This window comes from Pontibaca methylaminivorans (genome assembly GCF_900156525.1).
Taxonomy (GTDB): Bacteria; Pseudomonadota; Alphaproteobacteria; order Rhodobacterales; family Rhodobacteraceae; genus Pontibaca; species Pontibaca methylaminivorans.
On the sequence record NZ_FTPS01000001.1, the window covers coordinates 232,368 to 256,115 of the forward strand.

General features: G+C 66.8%; 22 protein-coding genes, 2 tRNA genes and 1 other RNA gene. 15 read left to right on the top strand and 10 right to left on the bottom strand.

From position 1 onward, the window contains the following. Nucleotides 1-245 precede the first annotated feature (245 nt). Genes B0B01_RS01215 through B0B01_RS01225 form a run of 3 tightly spaced genes read right to left on the bottom strand, consistent with a single transcriptional unit; the run spans nt 246 to nt 2,253 of the window. Nucleotides 246-731 (bottom strand): DUF2948 family protein, encoded by a 486-nt coding sequence (locus tag B0B01_RS01215; RefSeq protein ID WP_076646546.1) that lies wholly within the window; start codon nt 729-731, stop codon nt 246-248. A 6-nt stretch (nt 732-737) separates the two neighbouring features. Next, a complete protein-coding gene (gene murA, locus B0B01_RS01220) occupies nt 738-2,003 on the bottom strand; it encodes a UDP-N-acetylglucosamine 1-carboxyvinyltransferase (RefSeq protein WP_076646548.1) in 1,266 nt (421 codons plus the stop codon). A gap of 40 nt (nt 2,004-2,043) precedes the next feature. Continuing rightward, nucleotides 2,044-2,253 carry a hypothetical protein gene (locus tag B0B01_RS01225; protein WP_143732997.1) on the bottom strand — a complete coding sequence of 70 codons (210 nt, stop codon included), beginning with the start codon at nt 2,251-2,253 and terminating at the stop codon, nt 2,044-2,046. Between the two features lie 150 nt (nt 2,254-2,403). Between B0B01_RS01225 and B0B01_RS01230 the strand changes: the two genes are divergently transcribed. Continuing rightward, nucleotides 2,404-2,478 (top strand) — tRNA-Thr (locus tag B0B01_RS01230). A gap of 293 nt (nt 2,479-2,771) precedes the next feature. Here the strand turns inward: B0B01_RS01230 and eco are convergent. Further along, nucleotides 2,772-3,254: a serine protease inhibitor ecotin gene (gene eco / locus B0B01_RS01235; protein WP_076646552.1), complete on the bottom strand. Its 483-nt coding sequence runs from the start codon at nt 3,252-3,254 to the stop codon at nt 2,772-2,774. Nucleotides 3,255-3,553: 299 nt separating this feature from the next. Between eco and B0B01_RS01240 the strand changes: the two genes are divergently transcribed. After that, entirely contained in the window at nt 3,554-4,408 is an 855-nt protein-coding gene (locus B0B01_RS01240) for a polysaccharide pyruvyl transferase family protein (RefSeq protein ID WP_076646554.1), read from the top strand. 165 nt (nt 4,409-4,573) lie between these two features. Here the strand turns inward: B0B01_RS01240 and ssrA are convergent. Continuing rightward, nucleotides 4,574-4,922, bottom strand: a transfer-messenger RNA (tmRNA) gene (gene ssrA, locus B0B01_RS01245). 167 nt (nt 4,923-5,089) lie between these two features. On the opposite strand from ssrA, the gene B0B01_RS01250 reads away from it, so the two are divergent. The 6 genes from B0B01_RS01250 (at nt 5,090) to B0B01_RS01275 (ending at nt 12,474) form a co-directional block, all read left to right on the top strand. Next, complete coding sequence (locus tag B0B01_RS01250; RefSeq protein WP_076646555.1) at nt 5,090-6,082, top strand: MDR family oxidoreductase; 993 nt, start codon at nt 5,090-5,092, stop codon at nt 6,080-6,082. A 183-nt stretch (nt 6,083-6,265) separates the two neighbouring features. Next, nucleotides 6,266-6,706, top strand: a complete 441-nt coding sequence (locus B0B01_RS01255) for a TrgA family protein (RefSeq protein ID WP_076646557.1) — start codon at nt 6,266-6,268, stop codon at nt 6,704-6,706. 119 nt (nt 6,707-6,825) lie between these two features. Further along, on the top strand, nt 6,826-7,953 hold the full coding sequence (locus B0B01_RS01260; protein WP_076646559.1) for an NUDIX domain-containing protein: 1,128 nt from the start codon (nt 6,826-6,828) through the stop codon (nt 7,951-7,953). 92 nt (nt 7,954-8,045) lie between these two features. Next, entirely contained in the window at nt 8,046-9,080 is a 1,035-nt protein-coding gene (locus B0B01_RS01265) for a cysteine synthase A (RefSeq protein ID WP_076646561.1), read from the top strand. An 8-nt stretch (nt 9,081-9,088) separates the two neighbouring features. Further along, on the top strand, nt 9,089-11,503 hold the full coding sequence (locus B0B01_RS01270) for a DUF3772 domain-containing protein (RefSeq protein ID WP_076646563.1): 2,415 nt from the start codon (nt 9,089-9,091) through the stop codon (nt 11,501-11,503). A gap of 206 nt (nt 11,504-11,709) precedes the next feature. Beyond that, a complete protein-coding gene (locus tag B0B01_RS01275) occupies nt 11,710-12,474 on the top strand; it encodes an outer membrane protein (protein ID WP_143732998.1) in 765 nt (254 codons plus the stop codon). Between the two features lie 175 nt (nt 12,475-12,649). Here the strand turns inward: B0B01_RS01275 and B0B01_RS01280 are convergent, their stop codons facing one another. Continuing rightward, nucleotides 12,650-13,657, bottom strand: coding sequence for an NAD(P)H-dependent flavin oxidoreductase (locus B0B01_RS01280; protein WP_076646567.1), 1,008 nt, complete (start codon nt 13,655-13,657; stop codon nt 12,650-12,652). 148 nt (nt 13,658-13,805) lie between these two features. On the opposite strand from B0B01_RS01280, the gene aroQ reads away from it, so the two are divergent. The 3 genes from aroQ (at nt 13,806) to B0B01_RS01295 (ending at nt 15,463) form a co-directional block, all read left to right on the top strand. Continuing rightward, nucleotides 13,806-14,252, top strand: a complete 447-nt coding sequence (aroQ, locus tag B0B01_RS01285; protein WP_076646569.1) for a type II 3-dehydroquinate dehydratase — start codon at nt 13,806-13,808, stop codon at nt 14,250-14,252. Beyond that, the gene (locus B0B01_RS01290; protein WP_076646571.1) at nt 14,252-15,007 is read left to right on the top strand and encodes a LuxR family transcriptional regulator; all 756 of its coding nucleotides are present in this window, start codon (nt 14,252-14,254) and stop codon (nt 15,005-15,007) included. Before aroQ ends, B0B01_RS01290 begins: the two co-directional genes overlap by 1 nt. Nucleotides 15,008-15,124: 117 nt before the next feature. Then, nucleotides 15,125-15,463: a hypothetical protein gene (locus B0B01_RS01295; protein ID WP_143732999.1), complete on the top strand. Its 339-nt coding sequence runs from the start codon at nt 15,125-15,127 to the stop codon at nt 15,461-15,463. A 71-nt stretch (nt 15,464-15,534) separates the two neighbouring features. Here B0B01_RS01295 and B0B01_RS01300 read toward each other — a convergent pair. After that, a tRNA-Met gene (locus tag B0B01_RS01300) sits at nt 15,535-15,611 on the bottom strand. An 87-nt stretch (nt 15,612-15,698) separates the two neighbouring features. Continuing rightward, nucleotides 15,699-16,727, bottom strand: a complete 1,029-nt coding sequence (hemE, locus tag B0B01_RS01305) for a uroporphyrinogen decarboxylase (protein ID WP_076646575.1) — start codon at nt 16,725-16,727, stop codon at nt 15,699-15,701. Nucleotides 16,728-16,852: 125 nt separating this feature from the next. Between hemE and hemC the strand changes: the two genes are divergently transcribed. The 4 genes from hemC to B0B01_RS01325 all read left to right on the top strand — a co-directional run bounded on the left by hemC (nt 16,853) and on the right by B0B01_RS01325 (nt 20,124). Beyond that, a complete protein-coding gene (hemC, locus tag B0B01_RS01310) occupies nt 16,853-17,800 on the top strand; it encodes a hydroxymethylbilane synthase (protein ID WP_076646577.1) in 948 nt (315 codons plus the stop codon). A 64-nt stretch (nt 17,801-17,864) separates the two neighbouring features. After that, the gene (gene hemF / locus B0B01_RS01315; protein WP_407675189.1) at nt 17,865-18,749 is read left to right on the top strand and encodes an oxygen-dependent coproporphyrinogen oxidase; all 885 of its coding nucleotides are present in this window, start codon (nt 17,865-17,867) and stop codon (nt 18,747-18,749) included. A gap of 89 nt (nt 18,750-18,838) precedes the next feature. Further along, on the top strand, nt 18,839-19,783 hold the full coding sequence (locus B0B01_RS01320; RefSeq protein WP_076646581.1) for a DnaJ C-terminal domain-containing protein: 945 nt from the start codon (nt 18,839-18,841) through the stop codon (nt 19,781-19,783). Further along, nucleotides 19,780-20,124, top strand: a complete 345-nt coding sequence (locus B0B01_RS01325) for a chaperone modulator CbpM (protein WP_076646583.1) — start codon at nt 19,780-19,782, stop codon at nt 20,122-20,124. Before B0B01_RS01320 ends, B0B01_RS01325 begins: the two co-directional genes overlap by 4 nt. A gap of 197 nt (nt 20,125-20,321) precedes the next feature. Here the strand turns inward: B0B01_RS01325 and rmuC are convergent, their stop codons facing one another. Together rmuC and mutL are read right to left on the bottom strand one after the other, a co-directional pair. Continuing rightward, the gene (gene rmuC / locus B0B01_RS01330) at nt 20,322-21,719 is read right to left on the bottom strand and encodes a DNA recombination protein RmuC (protein WP_076646585.1); all 1,398 of its coding nucleotides are present in this window, start codon (nt 21,717-21,719) and stop codon (nt 20,322-20,324) included. A 32-nt stretch (nt 21,720-21,751) separates the two neighbouring features. After that, nucleotides 21,752-23,632, bottom strand: a complete 1,881-nt coding sequence (gene mutL / locus B0B01_RS01335) for a DNA mismatch repair endonuclease MutL (protein ID WP_076646587.1) — start codon at nt 23,630-23,632, stop codon at nt 21,752-21,754. Between the last annotated feature and the right edge of the window lie 116 nt (nt 23,633-23,748).

Here is a 23,748-nt window from a genome sequence, read left to right on the forward strand (position 1 = left end):
GTCACGAAGGAAATAGCCGCCGCCGCCGGCCGTCACAAGGCCGGGTTTCCCGCCACCCGCAGGCCCGCGGGCAGCCCGCTCCGGTGCGGCCGGGCCGCGAATCCCGCGGGGGCGCCGGCAATGTCAGCCTGCGGGCGGCGGCCAAAAGCATGGTTTAACGATATATGACAACGGCCTGCGGCACGATCCTGATGCCGAACCTTGCCGGTGCGGCGCGACCGGTGCCCATCCATGGACGGCAAGGATCACTCCGGGTGCTGCGGCCTGCGGCCCGAGGGCGCCAGATAGGGGCGGGTCACGTCCCTGAGCTGCAGCTCCAGCGCCTCCACATCGAGCCGGATCGCCCCGTCGCCCGCCAGCGTCAGCAGAACCTGCCCGCCGGTCTCGTCCCGCGGGTCAAAGCTCAGCGCAAGCAACGACAGGACCAGGTCACGGTCCCGCCTCTCGAAGCCCTGGCTTGCCACGTGGCGCACGTTTTCCACCACCAGAAGGCTGCGCACCCGTTCCGGCGGGTGGCCGGCAGGCGCGGGATCCTCCCAGCGGAAGCGGTTGAGCAGCACCACGAAGCGGCGCTGCGCCGGCTGCCAGGACATGTCGGCGGCGGAAAACACGCTGTCCTGCGCCAGCGCGGAGATGATCCGCAGATCCTCCTCCTCGAACGCGCCGAGGTTGAGGGGCGACTCGCGCCCCTCCTCGAATGTGGCGTCCCTGTCTGCCTGACCGTCGTGCACCCCTGGCTACCCCTTGATCCGCTCGATCCTTGCACCCACGCCGCGCAGCTTGCGCACGACCTGCTCATAGCCGCGATCCAGATGATAGACCCGGCTCACCAGCGTTTCGCCCTCGGCGGCGAGCCCGGCAAGGATCAGCGACACGCTCGCGCGCAGATCTGTCGCCATCACCGGGGCGCCCCGCAGGCGCTCGACCCCGGTAACGGTAGCGGTGCCGCCGTGAACGTCAATCTCGGCCCCCATCCGCGCCAGTTCGGGCGCATGCATGAAGCGGTTTTCAAAGATCGTCTCTTCCAGCACGCTGACCCCTTCGGCCAACGCCAACAGCGCCATCATCTGCGCCTGCAGATCGGTCGGAAAGCCGGGGTAGGGGGCGGTGGCGACATCGACCGCGCGCAGCCGCCCGTCGCCTCGCGAAACGCGCAGGCCCCCGGGCGTCTCGGCAATGCTCACCCCGGTTTCCTCCAGCTTGTCGCAGAAGGCCCCGAGCAGGTCGCGCCGCCCGCCCAGAAGCTCGACCTCGCCGCCGCAGATCGCGGGGGCGAGCATATAGGTGCCAAGCTCGATCCGGTCGGTCACCACGGGGTGGGTGGCGCCGCCCAGCCGCTCCACCCCCTCGATGGTGATGGTGCCGCTGCCGGCGCCTTCGATGCGCGCGCCCATGCGCACGAGACATTCGGCCAGATCGACGATTTCCGGCTCGCGCGCCGCGTTCTCGATCACCGTGGTGCCGCGCGCGAGCGTCGCCGCCATCAGCGCGTTTTCCGTCGCCCCGACCGAGACGATGGGAAAGACGATGCGCCCGCCCCGCAGGCCCTTTGGCGCGCGGGCGTGCACATAGCCGTCGCGCAGGTCCATCTCGGCCCCGAGCGTCTCGAGCGCGGTCAGGTGCAGGTCGACCGGGCGCGCTCCGATCGCGCAGCCCCCGGGCAGCGACACCACCGCGTGACCCGTCCGCGCCAGCAGCGGCCCGAGCACGAGGATCGAGGCCCGCATCTTGCGCACGATCTCGTAATCGGCCTTGTGGTTGTCGAGCCCGTGGCCCGACAGCGCCAGCACCTGACCGTCACGCAGGCTGCGCACCTCGGCCCCGAGCGAGGCCAGAAGGTCGCTCATGGTGCTGATGTCGCTGAGGCGCGGCGCATTGGTCAGGGTCAGGGGCTCGTCGCTCAGAAGCGTGGCCGGCATCAGGGTGAGGCAGGCGTTCTTTGCGCCCGCAATCGGAATCTGGCCGTGCAGCGGCCCGTTGCCGGTTACCAGGATCGAATCCATACGCGCGCTGGTCCTTCGTGCTTGATGCTTGATTTCGTGTTCAGTCGTGGTCGCCCGCCTGTCCGGTGCCGTCCCCGCGGCGGGGTTCCGCGTTGCCGTCCGTCTCGCCCCCGGTTGCGGATCCGCTTTCGGCCCGGGCGCGGGCCTGCGCCTTGCGCCGCGCCATGTTCGCCTTGAGCGCGGCCCGGAGCCGCTGATCGCGGCTTTGCCCGGCGGCTTTGCCGGGGTTTCCTGCATCGTTCTCTGCCATCGCGCCCCTCTTACAGCCGCGCGCCACCCCGGTCCAGATCATCCGCGCGGACCGCGCATGATCGCTCCCGCCGGCGCCCCGGTTCGGGCGGCGGGGAGAAAAGACGCTTGCACGACCAGCCGATTGCGTCTAGTCAGCCGCTGCGCTCGGGCTGCGGTAGCTCAGTGGTAGAGCACTCCCTTGGTAAGGGAGAGGTCGAGAGTTCAATCCTCTCCCGCAGCACCACGAAAACAATGACTTACACGACAGTCATGGATTGCTTTCAGGTTCGGTGAACCCGAGGCCCCAACGCCCCGGCTGCCGATCTCAGGTCATCGGGGCTGAATTGCGCGCGGGTTCCCTTGCGGGGCCCGATGTCCTGCGCCGCCATACGGATGATTCGCCGCTCGATATCAATGCGCGATCAATGCGCGGCGGGGCGGTTGCCTGCGATGATGAAGCACACGCCTGAACAGGACAGTATTATGCGGCGCGCGGCGTTGTGAAAACAGCGCCGCGCTTTTCATGGGCAGCGAGCGCTATTCGAGACTTGCGCCCTGCAGCTCGGCATCCGAACGCCAGATGCGGTATTTCACCGTCAGATCCTCTGGAGTGTAGATCACGACCGGCAGCTTGCTGTTGTAGGGTTGCATGGCCGCGGCGCCAAGGTTGACCGGGACAAAGCGCCGTTCCTTCTGGTCGTCGGGGCAGGCCATCAGCGTGGTCACGGGTTGCGAGACATCGTCGATCACATGGTAGTCATAGCCCCATCCCTCGACTGACTCGGTCACGATCCGGCCGGACATCGCGATGCGGTTGCAATCGGCCTCAAGAACTTTCCCGGCCACGATCTCAACCCGCAAATCGGCCTCGTTCTCCTGCTCGGGCAGCACGATCACCTGGCGGACCATCCCCTCCTCGGCAGGAGGGAAGGCGTCCAGCTCGGCTTCGGCCTGCGCGAAAGCAGGAACGGTGAGGAACAAAAGGGCAGTCGTCGCAGCCCCGAACAACAGTTTGGACATGCAGAGGTCTCCTGAATTACCGCCACGCACTCTGTCGCAGCAGCCGGACCCGCGCAACGGCGGACAGGCTGGAACACACAAGAGTTACCTGAACGTAAAGGATCACGACATGACAGCGCCCGGGCGGGAAGGGGCCGGGTGATCGACTTGACGCTCGCGGTCTACGGCGGGTGATGTCTTGAGCGATGTTGAGGCAAGGCGATAGACTGGCGTGCGGATACGCGCGGCCCGCTGAGCCCCGCCGATGTGATACCGCTGAAACATGCCGGAGAATTCTACGGGTTGCTGACGTGAAACTGATGTACTTCTCCTGCAAGGAAGGTAACTTCGGCGACGATCTTAATGCATGGATCTGGGATCGTCTGATCCCCGGCTGGCGGGAATGGGATGATGACGTTACCCTGTTCGGGGTGGGGACGCTTATCAATGACCAATCCGTCGCGCGGTATGAACGCAAACGGGTGCTGGTGCTTGGAACGGGGGTCGGCTACGGTCGCGCGCCGCCGAAGCGAATTCCTGCCGGCTGGGACATTCGGGCATTGCGCGGCCCCAACAGCGCCCGCCGGCTCGGGCTGGATGAAGGCATCGGGCTGATCGATCCCGCCGTGCTGTGCGCAGGGTTTGCGGAGTTCGACAATCCGGCAAGGTCGGACCGGCCCGTTTTTGTCCCGCATCACGGCTCGGTTGGCCTGCATGACTGGGGGCGAACATGCCGCAAGTTCAATATCGACTACGTTTCACCCCGCATGGACGCCATGCAGGTCATCACGTCCGTTGCGCAGGCACCGCTCGTCATCGCCGAATCCATGCATGCCGCCATCTTTGCCGAAGCGTTCCGTATCCCCTGGATCCCGATCAGCATCGGCCGGCAGTTCAATGCGGCCAAATGGGGCGACGTCTTTGAATCGACCTGTCTTGCGCCGCGGTTTCACGCGTTTTCGCCTGGTATCGACCGACTCGAGAGGGAATTGTTCATGCCGCGGCTCCGCCGGTACCAGCGAGGATTCTGGCACCTTGTGCGGCGCCTGCGGGTCGAAAATGACCTGGCCAGAATTATCGAAGCCCAGCCGCTGTTGGGAAACGGTGCCGAACTGGAAAGACGCAAACTGGCCTATCGCCGGATCCTGAATGACGCCCGGAGGTGTTATGCCTGATGCGCCGGGACGCCAGCGTCGTGTCAGGCGTACACCTCGCCGCCGGCCGCCGGCGCGGACCAGAGCGCTTTCACCGGGTTCTCCGGTTGCGAATGTCGCTTGGGAAATGCAACGGGCACCCGGGCGCATCCGCGGCGCGATCTGCCTGTGTCACCTGTGCCGGAAAGTGCAGGCTTCTGTTGCCAGGTGCCTGCGAACCCCGCCACGGGCGGCTAGGCCCGGGGACTTCAGTTTTCGGTCTTGTTACCGCTTACGCGGCAACTGCAACCGGAGCACGATTGTCATTTGCAATTGTACTTTTCTCGCCGATAACGGTGGCAGACCGCCGGGACAAAGCAAACCCCTTTACACGTTCGTCGATCCTGTTTCGGCCCCGTGACCGCCAAATGAACGGTTTCTGGTGGAGCCGCCGGGTACCGCCCCCGGGTCCGATCCGCTTATTACGAGCGCATTTATGTCCATAGTCCCGAAGGACAAGGTGAATATAGGGCAGGGGACGTCGTCTTTGAAGGGGGTTTCGTCGCCCGTGATTGATTTTCCCTGACGGGGATGCAGGATGATGGGAGCGGGGCGCGGGCGCGCCTCGCCCTGTGGCCGGTCTTGGGTCATCCGGCGCCGGCAGGGCGTGGCGCGTGCCGTTCCGGCATGTGAAACCGCAGACAATCAGGGGGATACGGGACAATGTTCAAGGCGTTGATGGTAGAGCGCGATGCGGACGGCAAGACCTCGGCATCGGTGCGGCGGATCGCGCTTTCCGATCTGCCCGAAGCGGCGGTCACGGTTGCCGTCGAATATTCCACGCTGAATTACAAGGACGGGCTCTGCATCGGGCCGGGCGGCGGGCTTGTGCGCAATTATCCGCATGTGCCGGGAATCGATTTCGCCGGCACGGTCGAGGCGTCGGACGACCCCCGTTACAGCCCCGGCGACAAGGTGGTGCTGACCGGCTGGCGCGTGGGCGAGGCCCATTGGGGCGGCTATGCCCAGAAGGCGCGGGTGCTGGCCGACTGGCTGGTGCCGCTGCCCGAGGGGCTGACCACGCGGCAGGCCATGGCGGTCGGGACGGCGGGGCTCACCGCGATGCTCGGGGTGATCGCGCTGGAAAGACAGGGGCTTGCGCCGGGGCAGGGGCCCGTGCTCGTGACCGGGGCATCGGGCGGGGTCGGGTCGGTCGCGACCGCCATCCTTGCGTGGCTGGGGCATGAGGTTGCGGCGGTGACCGGCAGCGCGGGTGCGGGCGATTATCTGCGCTCGCTCGGTGCGGCGCGCATCGTCGCGCGCGAGGAACTGGCCGAGGTGACGCGCAAGCCGCTCGAATCCGAACTCTGGGCCGGCTGTATCGACACCGTGGCGGGCGTGATGCTCGGGCGGGTGCTCAAGCAGATGAAATACGGCGCCTCGGTCGCGGCGATCGGGCTTGCGGGCGGAGCGGCGATCGAGGGCGCGCTGATCACGCCCTTCATCCTGCGCGGGGTCAATCTGCTGGGTATCGATTCGGTGATGCAGCCCTATGAGAACCGGCTCGAGGCGTGGCGGCGCATTGCCACGGATCTGCCACTCGATCTGCTTGACTCCATGGTGATGCCGGCGACGCTTGACGATCTGCCGCGCCTCGGCGCCGAAATCCTGAAAGGTCAGGTGCGGGGCCGGGTCGTGGTGGACGTGAATGCCTGATCGCCTGACCGGCTGAAGGCGTTGCCTGCGGATGACGACGGCGCCGCAAGGTCCGGTTTGTCCGCGCATTTTAGGCGATTTGCACGGGTTCCCCGTCTTGCCGGGAAGACTGCGCCTTTCTAGCATCCCGCCATCGGCTTGCGCAGGGGTCGCGGCCGGAGCGGGAATGGAGGAAGCGCCGTCATGCCCGATGCTGCACGCCTTGTTGCCGCCCTCTCATTGGCGCTGGTCGCCCTGCTGCTCGCGCCGCAGATCGCGCGCTTCCTGCCGGCGGGCCTGTCTCCGCTCCGGTTCATGGCCGCCTCGGCGATCATCGGATTCATCTGCGGCTGGTCGTTTCTCGGCTGCCGGGCCGGGCGCGGGATCCTCGCCGCGATCGCCGGCGGTGTGACCGGAGTGGCGCTGCTGGCGCTTGGTTCGGCGGCGCTGCTGGGGTGCTTCGACATGATCGGGCAGGCCGGGCACATGCGCCTGCGGGGGCCGCTCGACGCGGTGGAGGCGCTGGTGACGCTCGGGACCGGACGGCTGCTGGATTTCGGCGATCTTCCGCTGGTCGCGCAGATGTTCGCAGGCGCCCTGTTCGCCGGGCTGGCCACCGAATATGCAAAGCGCCGCTGGCGCTGAACCGGCCGAGCGTGAAGCAGGAGCACGGGCATCGACCGGCCCCGCGACCGGCAGCTATTGAAACGGCGCGGCAGGTTCGAAACAAGGCCCGGGCGGTCGAAGGGCGGGAATCGCATGTCATGAGCACCACAATCTTCCTTTACGGCACGCTGCGCCACGTTCCGCTGCTCGAGGCGGTTCTCGGCCGGGCGGTGGACGGTCTCGAGCTTGCCATGGCGAGGCTCGATGACCACCGCCCGCACCATGTTCGCGGGCGGCCCTTCCCGGTCCTGACCGCCGCGCCGGGGCAGGGCGCCGAGGGGCTGCTGGTGCGGGGGCTCGATGCCGGGGACGTGGCGCGGCTGCGGTTCTATGAGGGCGAGGAGGATTATGAACTGCGCGAGGTCGCGGTGCGGGATGGCGGGGGGCGCCAACACCGGGCCGAGGCGTTCTTTGCCCGCGCCGGACGCTGGCAGGCGGGAGGGCCGTGGTCCCTTGAGGACTGGCTGCGGGACTGGGCCGAAGTGTCGGTCATGGTGGCCGAAGAGGCGATGGCGCATTTCGGGCGGCTTGCCTCGGCCGAGGTGGCCTTGCTCGCCCCGGCGATGGAACGCCGCGCCGCTGCCGTGCTTGCGGCGCGGGCACGCACCAGTACGGCCCCGGCGCGCGATGTCGAGATGCTCGCGCGGCGGCGGCCCTACAGCCGGTTCTTCGCGCTGGACGAGACCGACCTGCGCTTTCGCCGTTTTGATGGCGCCATGAGCCCCGTGCAGACCCGGGCGGCGCTGATCGCGGGCGAGGCGGCGGCGGTGCTGCCCTATGATCCGCGCCAGGACCGGGTACTGCTGGTGCAGCAGTTCCGCGCGCCGCTCTTCATGGCCGGCGACCCCGATCCCTGGCTCTGGGAGCCGGTCGCGGGCTATGTCGATGCGGGCGAATCCCCCGACGCCACCGCCCGGCGCGAGGCAGAGGAAGAAGCGGGACTGACGCTGGATGTGCTGGACCCCGCGGGCGGCGCCTATTCCAGTGCCGGGAACTCCACCGAGTTCGTGCATCTTTTCATCGGCATCGCCGATTTCACGACCCGTGCCGGCGGTGGCGGGCTGGACACCGAGGGCGAGGACATCCGCAGCCGCAGCCTGCCCGCGGCCGAGCTTTTCGAAGCGCTCGACCGGGGCCGGCTGCGCGATATGCCGCTCGTTGCGCTGGCGCTCTGGCTCGGGCGGCATCACGAACGCTTGCGGGCTGCGGGCAGCGCCACGGGTTGAGCCATGGTCGAGATTGTGCTTGTTGGAACGGACAGGGCTTTCGCAACATGGTCCACCGGCCCGGCCACAGCCACCAGCAGCGGGGAAACATCATGCATATCGCGAACGATCTGGCGAGCGCCATCGGCAGGACACCTCTGATCCGGCTGCGCCATGTCAGCGAACTGACCGGCTGCGAGATTCACGGCAAGGCGGAGTTCATGAATCCCGGCCAGTCGGTCAAGGACCGCGCCGCGCTCTACATCATCCGCGACGCGATCGCGCGGGGCGAGTTGCACCCCGGTGGCACCATCGTCGAGGGCACGGCGGGGAACACGGGCATCGGCCTTGCGCTGGTCGGCGCCTCCATGGGGTTTCGCACCGTCATCGTCATCCCCGAGACGCAAAGCCAGGAAAAGAAGGACATGCTGCGCCTTGCGGGGGCAGAGCTCGTGCAGGTGCCGGCCGCACCCTATCGCAATCCGAACAACTATGTCCGCTATTCCGAACGGCTGGCGCAGGAGCTTGCCCGGAGCGAGCCGAACGGGGCGATCTGGGCCAACCAGTTCGACAACCTCGCGAACCGGCGCGCCCATGCCGAGACCACCGGCCCCGAGATCCACGAACAGACCGGGGGCCGGGTGGATGGATTCGTGGCTGCGGTCGGATCGGGCGGGACGCTGGCCGGGGTCGCGGATGCGCTGCAGCCGAAGGGGGTGAAGATCGCGCTGGCCGATCCCATGGGGGCCGCGCTCTTTTCCTATTACACCACCGGAGAGCTCAAGGCCGAGGGGAGCTCGATCACCGAAGGGATCGGGCAGGGGCGCATCACCCGCAACCTTGAGGGATTCACGCCCGATTTCTCCTATCAGATCGGCGATGAAGAGGCGCTGCCCTATATTTTCGACCTGCTGCGCGAAGAGGGGCTCGTTCTGGGGGGGTCGTCCGGCATCAATGTCGCCGGCGCCGTGCGGCTTGCCCGCGACCTCGGGCCCGGGCATACCATCGTCACCGTGCTTTGCGATTACGGAACGCGCTATCAGTCCAAGCTGTTCAACCGCGATTTCCTGAGCAGCAAGGGCCTGCCGGTTCCCGAGTGGATGAGCCGCGCGCCGGCCAGCATTCCCGGCGTGTTCCAGGACGGATGAGGCCGTCCATGACGCTTTCACGTCTGCCGGCCGCGCGCCTGCTTGTCGCGCTGCTGCTGTCGGTGCTGTCCTGCACGATGGCGCTGGCGCAATCCGGCACTGTCAACGGCGGCGACGCGGAGGCGCATCAGCGCTGGCTGACCACGGCCGAGCGGGCCGAGCAGATGATCGACAGCGAGGATATCTCGAACGCCTCGCTCGAAACCATGCGCAGCAATCTCGTGCGCTACCGCGAAACCTTCGTTTCGACCCGGGACCGAAATTCCTCGCGCATCAAGACGTTGCAGTCGCAACTCGAGGCGCTTGGCCCCGAACCCGAGGAGGGCAGCGAGGAACCGCAGGACATCGCCGAGATGCGCGCCCAGCTCAACACCCAGCTCGACAGGCTGCGCGTGCCGCGGGTGGTGGCGGAAGAAGCCTATACAAGGGCCGACGGCCTTATCGCCGAAATCGACCGGATCCTGCGCGACCGTCAGACCGCGCGCCTGCTGACCCGGGGGCCGTCGCCCCTGCTGCCCGAACACTGGGCTGCGGCCTTCAGCGATCTGCGCCGCTATGTCACCGCGGTCTCGAACGAACTGCACGGCTCCTGGCATTCCAGCATGGTGCGGCAGGAGTTCCAGAACCGTCTGCCGTTCATCGTCTTTCTCGTTCTCGTCGGCGCGGTGCTGCTGGCGCGGGGCCGGGTCTGGGCCAAGCGGTTCGGCAATTACATGCGCAGCTATGGCGGGCGCAACACCGGGGTCTGGAGCTTCGTGGTCTCGGTCGCGCGCATCCTGCTGCCGCTGCTTGGCGTCATCATCATCGTGCGGGCGCTGCTTTACGGCGGGCTGTTCGGGTTCCGGGGGCAGATGCTGCTCGAACAGATCCCGATCTGGGGCGGGATCTTCCTGCTGTTCCGCTGGCTCAGCGATAAGATTTTCACGCAACACAACGACAACATGCTGCTGCCGGTCAATCCCGAGCAGCATTCGCAGACGCGTTTCCTCGTCGACCTGCTGGCGGGCACGCTGATCCTTGCCGGGATGGTGCAGCTTCTCAGCCGGGCCGAGAACATCTCGGCGGCTTCCTTCGCGGTGCTGATCTTCCCGGTGGTCGTGCTGGCCTCGCTGATCCTGCTGCGTCTGCACCGCCTGTCCGCCTATGTTCCGTCCGCGCGCGACGAAAACGATGACGGCGCCCGCGAGCTTGGCAATCTCAGCCGGCTGATGCGCCGCGCGGTGTTCGTGCTGGCGCTGGTCGCGCCGGTCCTCGCCATGGCGGGCTATGTGCAGGCGGCGATCGCGCTCATCTTTCCGGTGATGCTGACATTGACGCTGATCGGCACCATGGTGGTCGTGCACGGCTTCCTGGTCGACGTCTATGCCTGGCTCAGCCGGCGCGGAGAGGCGGTGCGGGACGGGCTCGCCTCGATCCTGTTCGCGATCGCCCTGATCCTCGCGTCGATGCCGATCCTGGCGCTGATCTGGGGCGCGCGGCTGTCCGATCTGACCGAGCTCTGGACCAAGTTCATCACCGGCTTTCAGATCGGGGACGTCCATATCTCGCCAACGAGCTTTCTGGTCTTCGTGCTGATCTTCGTCGTCGGTTATGTTCTGACGCAACTGACGAAATCCGGGCTGCGCAGCGCGCTCCTGCCGCGCACGCGGCTCGATTCGGGTGCGCAGAACGCGGTGGTTGCGGGCACCGGCTATATCGGTGTGTTCCTCGCGGCGCTGGCGGCGATCACCATGGCCGGGCTCGACCTGTCCTCGCTCGCGATCGTGGCCGGGGCGCTGTCGGTCGGGGTCGGCTTCGGGCTCCAGACCATTGTTTCCAATTTCGTCAGCGGCATCATCCTGCTGATCGAGCGGCCGATCTCCAAGGGCGACTGGATCGAGGTCGGCGGGCTCATGGGATATGTGCGCGACATCTCGGTGCGCTCGACCCGGATCGAAAGCTTTGACCGGTTCGATGTCATCGTCCCGAACTCGGACCTGATCAGCGGCACGGTCACCAATTACACGCGCGGCAACACCATCGGGCGGGCCATCGTGACGGTCGAGGTCGCCTATGGCAGCGATACCCGCAAGGTCGAGGCGATCCTGAACGACATCGCCAACAATCACCCCATGGTGCTGGCCAACCCCGCCCCATATGCGCTGTTCAAGGGCATCGGCAGCAATGCCTATGAGTTCGAGATCCGGGCGATCCTGCGCGACGTGAACTGGATTTTGAACGTGAAATCAGACATGTATCACGAAATTGTCGAGCGCTTCGCCGAAGCCGGCATCGAAACGCCGCGCCCGCAGCGCGACCTTTGGCTGCGCAACGCGGGGGAATTCGACATGGCACATGCCGGCCCCCCAGAGGTGCAGGCCGAGGGCCCGCGCACAGCCGATACGCCGGAGCAGGGAGAGGGGCAGGGGGCCGATCGCCCCTGAACCACCCCGAAAACCACCCCGGACCGGGTGAACCGGGCCCGCGAGTGTTACCTTTGCGACGCGACTGCCGAACAATTGTCGCCGTTTGATTGTCCGCATCTAGAAACAATTAACATTGCCGGATAGACCGTCCGGCGGGGAAAAGGGCTGTTTCGTCCGCGATGATCGGCATCGCCGGCGGGACGGCCATATGTGGGGATAATACCATGAAAATACGGAATATAATTTCGCCTGTTTCATTTGCCGTGCTGGCTTTCACCGCCACGGCAGCCAGCGCCGGAAGCCTCGGGGGGCAATTGTCCGATCCGCCCGTGACCCGGCCGGCACCGCAATTCAGCTGGACCGGCCCCTATGCCGGCATCAGCGCCGGGGTCACGCGCAGCAAGCACCGGCGCAACATCACCGAGACGCGGCAGGAGACGCGCCCCTATACCAAGACCGATCTTTATAACGATATCCAGGCTGCCGGGGGCTGCGCGAGCTTCGAGCCGGTGTATCAGCTGACGCATCAGGACGGCACCGAAGAGCCTTATCAGTCGGCTTGCGAAACCATCGCCGAGGGCACACCGGACGACACCTGGAACGACTGGCTGATAGATGACGCCGAGCCGGTGATCATCGACGAACAGGAGGTCGCCGGCACCGAATCCTACCGCCGCTCACAGGCGACCTGGGGCCTGTTCGCGGGCTACCGGCACCAGTTTGCAAGCAACCTCGTCCTGGGCGGAGAGCTTGCCTACAACAAGGCGGGCAGCCTCGATTCCTTCGAGGCAAAGACCCAGGTCGGCTATGCGCTCGGACGTTTCCTGCCTTACGCGGCCGCCGGGATCGACCTGACGGAAAGCCAGGCCGTGTATGGTGTCGGTCTCGACTATGCGCTGACCAACCGCTGGCTGGCCGGTGCCGAATATACCCGCGCCGACAAGACCAAAGCCGACCGCATCAATCTGAAGCTCGGCCTGCGGTTCTGACGCTTCGCTCACGGGCCCGCCATCGGTGCGGCGTGGCAACCACGTCCTGATCCTCGCGGCAGGGTCAGGACGCATCATCCCGGCACGACAGCGCGGCGCAGCGAACCGGGGCAGATGCAGATGCGTTCATCCGCACGCCTGTCCATAAATCCCATAATCGGTATTATGTTAAATATCAGGTGCCGGGAACCGGTGACGGCGGAAAATCGGCTGCAAGCTCGCGCCCGGCCGCGTGGTATTCCCGCGCGATCCGCTCGACCAGTTCGGCGACCGGAGTGATCGCCTGCACCGAACCGATACCGTGGCCGGCGCTCCAGATGTCCCGCCAGGCGCGGCTTTCACCATCAAGACCGGTATCGGGCCGATCCGCGGCCGACCGCGCCACCTGTTCGGGATCGAGTCCGGCGGCGATGATTGAATCGCGCAGGAAATTCCCGGAAATCCCGGTCACGGCATCGGTGGCCACGATGTCCTCGGCCCCGCCGGCAAGAACCATCTGCTTGTAGGCATCATGAGCCCGCGCCTCGGGAGTGGCGATGAACGGCGTGCCCATATAACCCAGATCGGCCCCGAGCGCCCGCGCGGCAAGCAGCGCACGCCCGGTCGCGATCGCGCCCGACAGCAGAAGCGGCCCGTCGAACCAGGCGCGGATCTCGGCCATCAGCGCGAATGGCGACAGCGCGCCGGCATGGCCCCCCGCGCCGGCCGCAACGGCGATCAGCCCGTCCGCGCCGCGGGCGACGGCCTTGCGTGCAAAGCGGTCGTTGACCACGTCATGCAGGACGATGCCGCCGCAGGAATGCGCCGCCTCGTTCACCTCGGGGCGCGCGCCCAGCGATGTGATCCAGATCGGAACCCGGTGACGGCGGCAGATCTCCACGTCGCGTTCAAGCCGCGTGTTGGAGCGATGCACGATCTGGTTCACCGCGAACGGTGCCGCCGGGCGTTCGGGATGGTCGCGGTCGTGGCGCGCGAGTTCCTCGGTGATCCGGGTGAGCCAGCGTTCAAGCGCGACCGGCTCGCCCTCGGCCTCGCGCGCGTTGAGGGCGGGAAACGCGCCGATGATCCCGGCCTTGCACTGCGCGATGACAAGCTCCGGCCCCGAGACCAGGAACATCGGCGCACCGACGAGCGGCAGCCGAAGGCCGCGCAGCACGGCCGGAAGGCGGGACTGGTCGCGCATGGACCCTCTCTCGACCTGTATTGGACCCGTATCAGAACCGTGGCAAAGATCGCACCCGCGCCGGTGCTTGGCAATGGCGGGCCGGGCCGAACTGGACAGCGTGGGCCGGCAAAGCCTATTCAGACAGATGACATAACGGTGAATCCCCATGCGCTCGATCCTTGTCCTGAACGGCCCGAACCTCAATCTTCTCGGCACGCGCCAGCCTGACATCTATGGCGAGACGACCCTCGCGATGATCGAGGAGACCTGCGCCCGCCACGGGGCGGCGCTCGGCCTCGCCGTGACCTTCCGGCAGTCGAATCACGAGGGCGTGCTGATCGACGCGATCCACGACGCCCGCGACACCCATGACGGGATCGTCCTCAATGCCGGCGCCTATACGCACAGTTCGATCGCGCTGCGCGACGCGATCAGTTCGGTGGATGTGCCGGTGGTGGAGCTTCATCTTTCCAATATCCATGCGCGGGAAGATTTCCGGCACCTGTCGCATATCGCGCCGGTCGCGCTCGGCCAGATCTGCGGCTTCGGCGCGCATGGCTACGCGCTCGCGCTCGAGGCGCTCAAGGCCCATCTGGAAGGCGTGGACCGTTGATGGAGCTGCGGGACTATCTGCATGCCGTCACCACTGCCCCCTCGCTCGAAGCGCTCTGGTTCGGGCATTGCGCGCAGATGACGGCCTTCGGTTTTGACCGGCTGATCTATGGACGCACCCAGTTCCGTACCGAAACCTCGCTCGGCGATCCCGAGGATTTCCTGATCCTCACCAACCACGACTCCGCCTATATGCGCCCCTTCGTCGAAGACCGGCTCTATATGCAGGCGCCGATGGTCAGATGGGCGCTGGAGAACGAGGGCGCCTGCAGCTGGGGCCATGTCAGCGAGATGCTCAGGCGCGGCGCCCTGACCGAGGGCGAGATGAAGGTGCTGGAATTCAACCAGAAGATGGCCGTGACCGCCGGCTATACGATCAGCTTCCATTCCCCGAACCCGCGCCAGAAGGATGCGATCGCCCTCACCGCCCGCGCCGGCCTGACGCAGGAAGAGGCCGATGAGATCTGGGCCGAACACGGGCATGACATCCGGCTGATGAACGACGTGGTCCACCTGCGCATCATGGCCCTGCCCTACACCCATCCCCGGCGCAGCCTCACCCCGCGCCAGCGCGAGGCGCTGCAATGGGTCGGCGACGGCAAGACCACGCAGGATATTGCGCTCCTGATGGGGCTGACCGTTGCCACGGTGGAAAAGCACCTCCGCCTCGCGCGCGAGGCGCTGGTGGTGGAAACCACGGCCCAGGCGGTGCTGAAGGCGACGCTGACGAATCAGATGTATCGCAGCGAAGGCTGACCGCCGGGCGCGGCGCCGCCCCGTGACGTGTTGGCCCGCAACCGTGCGGTATTACCCTCGAGCGCGGCGGTTCGCACCTGACGCTACGCCTGCCTTTACGCCGAAGCCATGCGTTGGATGCGCGAGCGTTATTCACCTCGTACCTTCGAACGGTGGGTTCACGGCTTCAACGGCAAGAGCGGCATGTGGATGTACGACCCCAAAGACAAGGCGTTTTGGCTGGGACGTCTCGCAGGACATCAAACCTACGTCGAAGAAATGACCTGGTATTCAGAACGCGGCGAAGAAAACTACGGCGGCGGGTTCTGGAAGTATTCCAAACGCTTCAAGGAACTTACCTTGAAGGGGCCGTACCGGGCCGAAGACCTGTTGATAAAGGTGTCTTCACGTCGCGCGTTCAGCACGTCCGGTTACAACTGGCCCGCCGCGCGCATCGCCGATCTTGTGCCCGCCTGAACCCCGTTCGGCTTGGGGTGATGGTGGGTAGAGTTGCCGTTTCTGGAATTTATCAGAAAATCAATGGGATATGGTAGCGGAGGAGGGACTTGAACCCCCGACACGCGGATTATGATTCCGCTGCTCTAACCACCTGAGCTACTCCGCCACGAACGACCCCGCACTTATGGCAGGGCGCGGGGTGCGTCAAGGCCACAAATGGCCCGCACGGCCCTGCCCTCCCCGCCGCCCGGGATCATTCGCGAATCGTGTCGATCATCCGCTGCACATTGGCCGGGTCGGCGTCGGGCGTGATGCCGTGGCCCAGGTTGAACACATGCGGCCCCCCGCTGAAGGCGTCGCGGATGCGGCGGGTTTCCTCGACCAGCGCGCTGCCGCCGGTGACCAGATGCGAGGGCGCAAGGTTGCCCTGCACGCAGCCGTCCCGCTGCACATGTTCAGCCGCCCACTCGGGCGAGACCGAATTGTCGAGCGCAACGCAGTCGATCCCGGTCGCCCGGCCGAAACCGATGTAACGCTCGCCCGCCTCGCGCGGAAAGCCGATCACCGCAATCCCGGGGTGGCGTTCCTTCAGCGCGGCGGTGATGCGGCGGCAGGGTTCAAGCGCGAACTCGTCGAAATCCGCGCCCTTCAGCGATCCGGCCCAGCTGTCGAACAGCTTGATCACCTCGGCCCCGGCCTCGACCTGCGCCGACAGGTAAAGGATCGTGGCTTCGGTCAGCCGCTCGATCAGCGCGCGGAACAGGGCGCGGTTTTCGCGCATGAGCGCATGGGCCGGTGCCTGATCCGGCGTGCCGCGCCCGGCGATCATGTAGGTCGCGACCGTCCAGGGCGCGCCGGCAAAGCCGATCAGCGTCGTTTCCGCCGGAAGCTCCTGCGTGAGATTGCGCAGCGTCTGATAGATCGGGGCAAGCGTTTCGTGGATCACCTCGGCGGGTTTCAGCGCCTCGAAATCCCGCGCGGTGGTGATGGTGGACAGGCGCGGCCCCTCCCCCGTCACGAACCAGAGCTCGGCGCCGAGCGCCTGCGGGATCAGCAGGATGTCGGCAAACAGGATCGCGGCATCGAAACCGAAGCGGCGGATCGGCTGCAGCGTGACCTCGGTCGCCAGATCGCTGTTGTAGCAGAGCGACAGGAAATCCCCGGCCTGTTCGCGCGTCGCCCGGTATTCGGGCAGGTAGCGCCCGGCCTGCCGCATCATCCAGACCGGCGGCACGGCAAGCGTCTCGCCTGCGAGTGCGCGCAGCATCTTTTTCTTTGCCATTACATGCCCTTTCATTCCGCTTCCTGTGATCGGTGCAACGGCTCGGCGCTCGGCTGCGCTTTGTCAAGCGCATGGGCGGGTTTCGCGTGGTTGTAAGGGCATTGTGACGCGGTTAAAGACAGGGCATGACACATGACCTCCCCTCTCCCGCCGCGCCGCTCAGGATCGGCACCCGTGGCTCGCCGCTGGCGCTTGCGCAGGCACATGAGACCCGCGACCGCCTCGCGGCCGCCTTCGACCTTTCGGGCGACTGTTTCGAAATCGTCCCGATCCGCACCACGGGCGACCGCATCACCGACCGGCCGCTGAAGGAACTGGGCGGCAAGGGGCTGTTCACCCGCGAGATCGAATCCGCCCTGCTCGAGGGCGCGATCGACATCGCCGTGCATTCGATGAAGGACATGCCGGTGCTCCAGCCCGGGGGGCTCGTGCTCGACACCTATCTGCCGCGCGAGGATCCGCGCGATGCCTTCATCTCGCCCGCCAGGACCGCGATCGAGGATCTCGCCCCCGGTGCCGTGGTCGGCACGTCAAGCCTGCGCCGCCGCGCCCAGATCCTGAACCGCCGGCCCGATGTCCGGGTGGTCGAATTCCGCGGCAACGTGCAGACCCGGCTGCGCAAGCTGGCCGAGGGCGTGGCGGACTGCACCTTTCTGGCCATGGCCGGGCTGAACCGCCTGGGCCAGAGCGACGTGCCGGCGACCCCGATCGAGGTGACCGCGATGCTGCCGGCCGTTGCCCAGGGCGCGATCGGGATCGAGCGGCGCATGGATGATGCGCGCGTGGCGGCGATGCTCGCCGCGATCCATGACCGCGAAACGGGTGAACGCCTCGCGGCCGAACGCGCCTTCCTGGCCGAACTCGACGGCTCCTGCGAGACGCCGATCGCCGGGCTTGCGGTGATCGAGGGCGACCGATTGCGGCTGCGCGGCGAGGTGCTGCGCCCCGATGGTTCGCAGGCGCTGCGGGACGAGCGTGTCTGCGCGATCAGCGCCGGCGCCGAGACCGGGCGCGCTATGGCGCGTGACCTGCTGGCCGAAGCCGGCCCCGGGTTTTTCGACTGGCGCGGCTGACGGACCTGCCTGACATGACGCTTTCCAACCCGGCACAGGGCCGGCCCCCGCAGGGACGATTATGATGATGGATCAGGAAAAACACCGCGCCGCCGCCTGGTTCCGCGAATTGCGCGACCGGATCGTGGCGGCCTTCGAGGATCTCGAGGACAGCCACCACCGCGGCCCGCTCTCCGACGCGGCACCGGGGCGGTTCACCGTCACCGAAACCCGCCGCGCCGCGCCTGAAGGCGAGGATGCGGGCGGCGGGCTCATGAGCGTGATGCGCGGCGGGCGCGTGTTCGAAAAGGTCGGGGTCAATGTCTCGACCGTGTTCGGCACGCTTGGGTCCCGCGCGCAGGAAGCCATGGCCGCCCGCAAGGGCCTGCCGGGGATGCGCGAGGATCCCCGGTTCTGGGCCAGCGGAATTTCTCTCGTCGCGCATATGCAGAACCCGCATGTGCCGGCGGTGCACATGAACACCCGCATGTTCTGGACCCCGCACGGCTGGTGGTTCGGCGGCGGATCCGATCTCAACCCGGCGATCGAATATGCCGAGGACACGGAGTTCTTTCACCGCGAGCAGCAGCGCTGGCTCGATCCGCACGGGACCGGGCTCTATCCCCGGTTCAAGGCCTGGGCAAACGAGTATTTCTATATCCCGCACCGTCACCGCGCGCGGGGCGTGGGCGGAATTTTCATGGATGATTACTGCACGCGGGACTGGGCAGCCGATTTCGCCCTGACCCGCGACATCGGCTGCGCCTTTCTGCCGGCCTTTCTGCCCCTGGTGGAAAAACGTCGGCCGCAGGACTGGACCGCCGCGGAAAAAGAGGCGCAGCTCGTGCATCGCGGGCTCTATGCCGAATACAATCTGGTCTATGACCGGGGCACGAAATTCGGGCTCGAGACCGGCCATGATGCCGACGCGGTGCTGATGAGCCTGCCGCCGATGGCGAAATGGATCTGAAAATCCCCCTTGAATTTCAGGGTCTCCGCGCTTTCATCACCTTCAGGTGATGTTGTGCCGCGCCCCCTGCGGCAGCGGAGAATGTTTTTATGAACACCGATCCTTATGCAGCGCTGGGCGTCGCAAAGACCGCCAGCGATGACGAGATAAGAAAAGCCTACCGCAAGATCGCCCGCTCGAGCCACCCGGATCTGAACCCGGACGACGCGGATGCCGAGGCCCGTTTCAAGGCGGCCTCGGCCGCCTATGACCTGCTGCGCGACCCCGAGACCCGGGCCCGGTTCGACCGCGGCGAGATCGACGCGAGCGGTGCCGAGACCCATGCCCATCAGCAGCGCCGCTATTACCGCGATTTCGCCGATACGGGCGACAATCCCTACGGCGAAGCCTTCGGCGGCTGGCAGCGCCATGACGCATCCGGCTTTGATGATGTTGATCCGTCGGATATCTTTGCGCAGTTCTTCCACCAGCGCGGCCGGACCGGTGGCGGAGAGCTTCGCGGGATGGATGCGCGCTATGCGCTCGAGGTGCCTTTCCTTGATGCGGTGAAGGGCGCGCGCACCCGGATCACGCTGCCCGATGGTGCCGCGCTCGAGGTGCGCATTCCCGAGGGCAGCGCCGACGGCCAGACGATCCGCCTGCGTGGCAAGGGCCATCCCGCACCGGGCGGCGGGCGGCCGGGGGACGCGCTGGTGACGCTCGCCGTCACGCCGCACCCGCTGTTCCGGCGCGAGGGTGACGATATCGTCCTGACCCTTCCCGTCACCATCGACGAGGCGATCCTCGGCGGCCGGGTCGAGACACCGACCATCGAGGGGCCGGTGATGCTGACGATCCCGAAAGGAGCCAACAGCGGCCAGACCCTGCGGCTGCGCAACCGCGGCGTGAAGAAGCGCGGCTCTGACAGCCGCGGCGACCAGCGGGTCGAACTGGCGATCACGACACCACCGAAGATCGACCCGGACCTTGCCGAATTCATGGAGAAATGGCGCCGCGATCATGGCTATGATCCCCGCAAGAGGATGAAGACATGACGGTTCTTTATTCGGAAACCCAGATCATCCAGCGCCTCGACGGGCTGAGCACCACCCGCTTGCGCGCCTATGTCCGGGCCGAGATCGTGACCCCGGTCCAGACCGAGCGCGGCCCCGCCTTCCGTGAAATCGACCTCGCGCGGCTCGAACTGCTTTGCGAGCTGAGCGATGAATTCGGCCTGAACGAGGATGCGCTCGGCATGGTCATGTCGCTGCTCGACCAGTTGCACCGGACCCGGCGCGAGTTGCGCGAACTGGTCGCCGCCGTCGAGCGGAAGCCCGAGATCTGCCGCGAAGTCACCCGCACCCTGCTCGCGCGCAAGGGCCCGGGCGATCGCTGAAGCTGCGCCCGGGGCGCGCGCGTCCGGTCCTTGCAAGCCCGGCGGGCTTGAGAGCCCTTTTGACCGTTTCCGGCTGGCCGGCCGGGCCGGGCGCGCCGGCGAGCGCGGGGCGGTCATTGATGCCCCGCCGCAACCCGGGCATTCCGTCGCGATGCGCGATGCGAAATACATGCCCCGTCATGGCGGGGGCCGTTCCGTCACTCGGTCAGTTCGGCCGCGGTCGGGCGGCGGGCTTCGCGTTCGATCTGGGCGGGACGGGAGAGTTCGGTTCCGGCCGGCAGCACGCCCATCGATTCGAATTTGCGGGCGGTAGGCAGCACCCTGCCCTCCATCGAGCCGACCGCGCTGTTGTAGCTCGTCACCGCGCGGTCGAGCGAGGTGCCGAGCCGGGTGAGATGTTCGCCGAACTTCCCGAGGCGCTCGTAAAGATCCCGTGCGAGACGCTGCACCTCGACGGCATTTTCCGCCATCTTTTCCTGCTGCCAGCCATAGGCGATCGCCTTGACCAGCGCCATGAGCGTGGTCGGCGTCGCAATCAGGATCCGGTGCTCGAACGCGTATTCGATCAGTGCCGGATCGGCCTCGACCGCGGCAGCGACGAAGGTTTCTCCGGGGATGAACATGACCACGAAATCCGGCGTTTCGCGGATCGCCGCCTGATATTTCTTCGAGGACAGCAGCCGCACATGGCTGCGCACCTGTTCGGCATGGCGGGTGATCTGGTGCTGCTGTGCCTCGGGCGTGTCGCTTTCGAGCGCGTTCAGATAGGCGTCGAGCGGGGTTTTCGCGTCAATCACGATGCTCTTGCCGCCCGGAATGTGGACGATCGCATCGGGGCGCTGCACGGTTTCGTCGGTGGTCACCTGCTGTTCAAGGCGGTAATCGACGTTTTCGCTCATGCCGGCCATCTCGAACACCTGCCGCAGCTGCATCTCTCCCCAGCGGCCGCGGGTCTTGGGCGTGCGCAGCGCCTGCACGAGGCGGCGGGTCTCGGTGCCGAGCGCGGCCTGCCCCTCGGCCAGTTCCTTCACCTGCTGGCGGATGGCCCCGTATGCCTCGTTGCGGGCGGTCTCGATTTCCTTGATGCGGCGGTCGAACTGGCCGAGCTTCTCGTCCAGCGGCTTGACCAGGCTGGAAATCGCGAGATGACGCTTTTCCAGATCCTCGCTGGCCGACTGGCTGTGTTTCTGGAAGCGTTCGCTCACGAGGCCGAGGAACTGCTCCGCATTCTTGCGCAGCACCCCGCTTGCGAGGGTTTCGAACCGGTCCTCGAGCTCTGTCTTCATGCCGCGCAGTTCTTCGAGCCGCGCCTCATGTGCCTGTTTCAGCGTTGCAAGTTCGCTTTCGGCGCCGATCCGGGCGGATTTTTCCCGCTCGCCGAGCGCCCGCAACTCGACAAGCTGCTGCTCCAGCCCGGCAGCACGCTCGGCCTCGGCGCCCCGGCGCGCGAGGTCCTCGCGAAGCCGGGCGACCTCGGCCTCGGCGGCGGCACGCGCCGTCGCTTCACCGGATCGAGCGGCGCGCGTCGACAGCCAGAGCAGCGCGAAAAGCCCCGCAACGGCGAAAGCGAGCCAGAGATAAGAATCAGCCAACATGTCGTTCACGCTACGTTCTCGCGTCTGAGCGGTCAACTGCGTTCGAACAGCCGCTCGATATCGGATAGTTTCAATTCGACATAAGTCGGGCGCCCGTGGTTGCACTGGCCGGAATGGGGGGTTGCCTCCATCTCGCGCAGCAGGGCGTTCATCTCTTCGGCGCCCATCCGCCGCCCCGAGCGCACCGAGCCGTGGCAGGCCATGCGGCTGAGGATCGCATTCAGCCGGGTTTCGAGCGTGGTGCTCTCGCCCTGATCGACAAGTTCGTCCAGCATGTCGCGCAACATGGCGCCGGCGTTCACCTCGCCGAGGATCGCCGGGGTTTCGCGCACCGCGACCGCGCTGCCGCCGAAAGGCTCGATCACGAGGCCGAGCCGCGCGAAATCCGCCGCCATCTCCAGCAGCCGCGCGCAGTCCCCGGCGGAAAGCTCGACGATCTCGGGGATCAGCAGCGCCTGCGCGGCAACGCCGTTTTCCGCCATCTGCCGCTTCAGCCGTTCATAAACCAGCCGTTCATGGGCGGCGTGCTGATCGACGATCACGATGCCGGTTCCGGTCTGGGCGATGATATAGTTTTCATGCACCTGCCCCCGCGCCGCACCAAGGGGATGCGCGGTGGTGTCCTCCTCCGCTGCGGCAGGTTCGACGGGTTCGACGGTGCGGCCGCTCCAGGGCATCTGCATCTCGGCAAGGCCGGGCGCCCGGGTGTCGGGTGCCTGTGCGCGCCATGCGGCGGCGCGGGCCGGCACCGAGGCATGATCCATCTGATAGATGCGCGCGGGCGTCTCTTCGCCCGGCGCGCCGTCGAACGGTTCGGGTCGCAATGCACCGAGCGTCGCCGCCCCCACCGTGGTCGAGGCCCGGTGCCCGGCCCCGGCCAGCCCGTGACGCAGGGCCGTGACGATCAGCCCGCGCACAACGCCGGGTTCGCGGAACCGCACCTCGGCCTTGGCCGGGTGCACGTTCACATCGACCAGGTCCGTCGGGCAGTCGATGAACAGCGCCGCCGCCGGGTGGCGGTCGCGGCTCAGAACGTCCTGATAGGCGGCGCGCAAGGCCCCGGTCAGCGCCCGGTCCTTCACCGGGCGGCCGTTCACGAACAGGAACTGCGCGACCGCCGCCCCGCGCGAATAGGTCGGCAGCGCCGCATAGCCGTGCAGGCGGATCCCCTCGCGCGTGGCGTCGATCCCGAGCGCATTGTCGATGAAATCACGCCCCATGATCCGCGCAAGCCGCGCCCCGAGCGCATCGAACAGGTCGCCGCCTTCGGAATCGGCGCGCAGGATCAGGCGCCCCTCGCCCCCGCCCGATATGTCGCGCAGGATGAATCCGACCGCAGGTTCCGCCATGGCGAGCCGCTTCACCACGTCACTGATCGCCTGGGATTCCGCCCGCTCCGTGCGCAGGAACTTGAGCCGCGCGGGCGTGGCGTGGAAAAGATCGCGCAGCTCGACCACCGTGCCCTCGCGCAGGGCGGCGGGCTCGACCTCGCCGGCCCGGCCGCCGTTCACGCGGATGCGCGCGGCCTCATGTCCGGCGGCGCGGCTCGTGAGTTCAAGCCGCCCGACCGCGGCCAGCGAGGCGAGCGCCTCGCCGCGAAAGCCGAAGCTGTGGATGTTCAGCAGGTCGGAGCCGTCGAGCTTGGATGTCGCATGGCGGGCGAGCGCCACCGGCAGATCCGCGGGCGGGATGCCGCAGCCGTCGTCGGTGATACGGATCAGTGTCTTGCCACCGTCGGCGATGTCGATGCGGATGCGGCCTGCGCCGGCGTCAATGGCATTCTCGACCAGTTCCTTGACCGCCGAGGCCGGGCGCTCGACCACCTCGCCGGCGGCGATGCGGTTGATCAGCGCCTCGTCAAGCTGGCGGATCACACGGGGATTCTGCATCATATTGGGGGCGGCTGTATTCATGCCACTATCCTTAGCATGCCCGCGCACGATTCTGCTACCGTGGATCCGCCCGCCCGGATGCGGCCTCCCGCACGGTGAGCAGGCGTTGACAAGGCAGGCCGCGCTTCGCACAACCA

Bases quoted from the DNA above. Each gene is read 5' to 3' on its own strand.
- B0B01_RS01240 (WP_076646554.1), top strand. From the start codon at position 3,554: ATGTACTTCTCCTGCAAGGAAGGTAACTTCGGCGACGATCTTAATGCA.
- B0B01_RS01290 (WP_076646571.1), top strand. From the start codon at position 14,252: ATGGAGCTGCGGGACTATCTGCATGCCGTCACCACTGCCCCCTCGCTC.
- B0B01_RS01275 (WP_143732998.1), top strand. From the start codon at position 11,710: ATGAAAATACGGAATATAATTTCGCCTGTTTCATTTGCCGTGCTGGCT.
- aroQ (WP_076646569.1), top strand. From the start codon at position 13,806: ATGCGCTCGATCCTTGTCCTGAACGGCCCGAACCTCAATCTTCTCGGC.
- hemE (WP_076646575.1), bottom strand. From the start codon at position 16,727: ATGGCAAAGAAAAAGATGCTGCGCGCACTCGCAGGCGAGACGCTTGCC.
- rmuC (WP_076646585.1), bottom strand. From the start codon at position 21,719: ATGTTGGCTGATTCTTATCTCTGGCTCGCTTTCGCCGTTGCGGGGCTT.
- B0B01_RS01270 (WP_076646563.1), top strand. From the start codon at position 9,089: ATGACGCTTTCACGTCTGCCGGCCGCGCGCCTGCTTGTCGCGCTGCTG.
- B0B01_RS01265 (WP_076646561.1), top strand. From the start codon at position 8,046: ATGCATATCGCGAACGATCTGGCGAGCGCCATCGGCAGGACACCTCTG.
- B0B01_RS01225 (WP_143732997.1), bottom strand. From the start codon at position 2,253: ATGGCAGAGAACGATGCAGGAAACCCCGGCAAAGCCGCCGGGCAAAGC.
- B0B01_RS01250 (WP_076646555.1), top strand. From the start codon at position 5,090: ATGTTCAAGGCGTTGATGGTAGAGCGCGATGCGGACGGCAAGACCTCG.
- B0B01_RS01320 (WP_076646581.1), top strand. From the start codon at position 18,839: ATGAACACCGATCCTTATGCAGCGCTGGGCGTCGCAAAGACCGCCAGC.
- B0B01_RS01295 (WP_143732999.1), top strand. From the start codon at position 15,125: ATGCGCGAGCGTTATTCACCTCGTACCTTCGAACGGTGGGTTCACGGC.
- B0B01_RS01280 (WP_076646567.1), bottom strand. From the start codon at position 13,657: ATGCGCGACCAGTCCCGCCTTCCGGCCGTGCTGCGCGGCCTTCGGCTG.
- B0B01_RS01255 (WP_076646557.1), top strand. From the start codon at position 6,266: ATGCCCGATGCTGCACGCCTTGTTGCCGCCCTCTCATTGGCGCTGGTC.
- murA (WP_076646548.1), bottom strand. From the start codon at position 2,003: ATGGATTCGATCCTGGTAACCGGCAACGGGCCGCTGCACGGCCAGATT.
- eco (WP_076646552.1), bottom strand. From the start codon at position 3,254: ATGTCCAAACTGTTGTTCGGGGCTGCGACGACTGCCCTTTTGTTCCTC.
- mutL (WP_076646587.1), bottom strand. From the start codon at position 23,632: ATGAATACAGCCGCCCCCAATATGATGCAGAATCCCCGTGTGATCCGC.
- B0B01_RS01325 (WP_076646583.1), top strand. From the start codon at position 19,780: ATGACGGTTCTTTATTCGGAAACCCAGATCATCCAGCGCCTCGACGGG.
- B0B01_RS01260 (WP_076646559.1), top strand. From the start codon at position 6,826: ATGAGCACCACAATCTTCCTTTACGGCACGCTGCGCCACGTTCCGCTG.
- hemF (WP_407675189.1), top strand. From the start codon at position 17,865: ATGATGGATCAGGAAAAACACCGCGCCGCCGCCTGGTTCCGCGAATTG.
- hemC (WP_076646577.1), top strand. From the start codon at position 16,853: ATGACACATGACCTCCCCTCTCCCGCCGCGCCGCTCAGGATCGGCACC.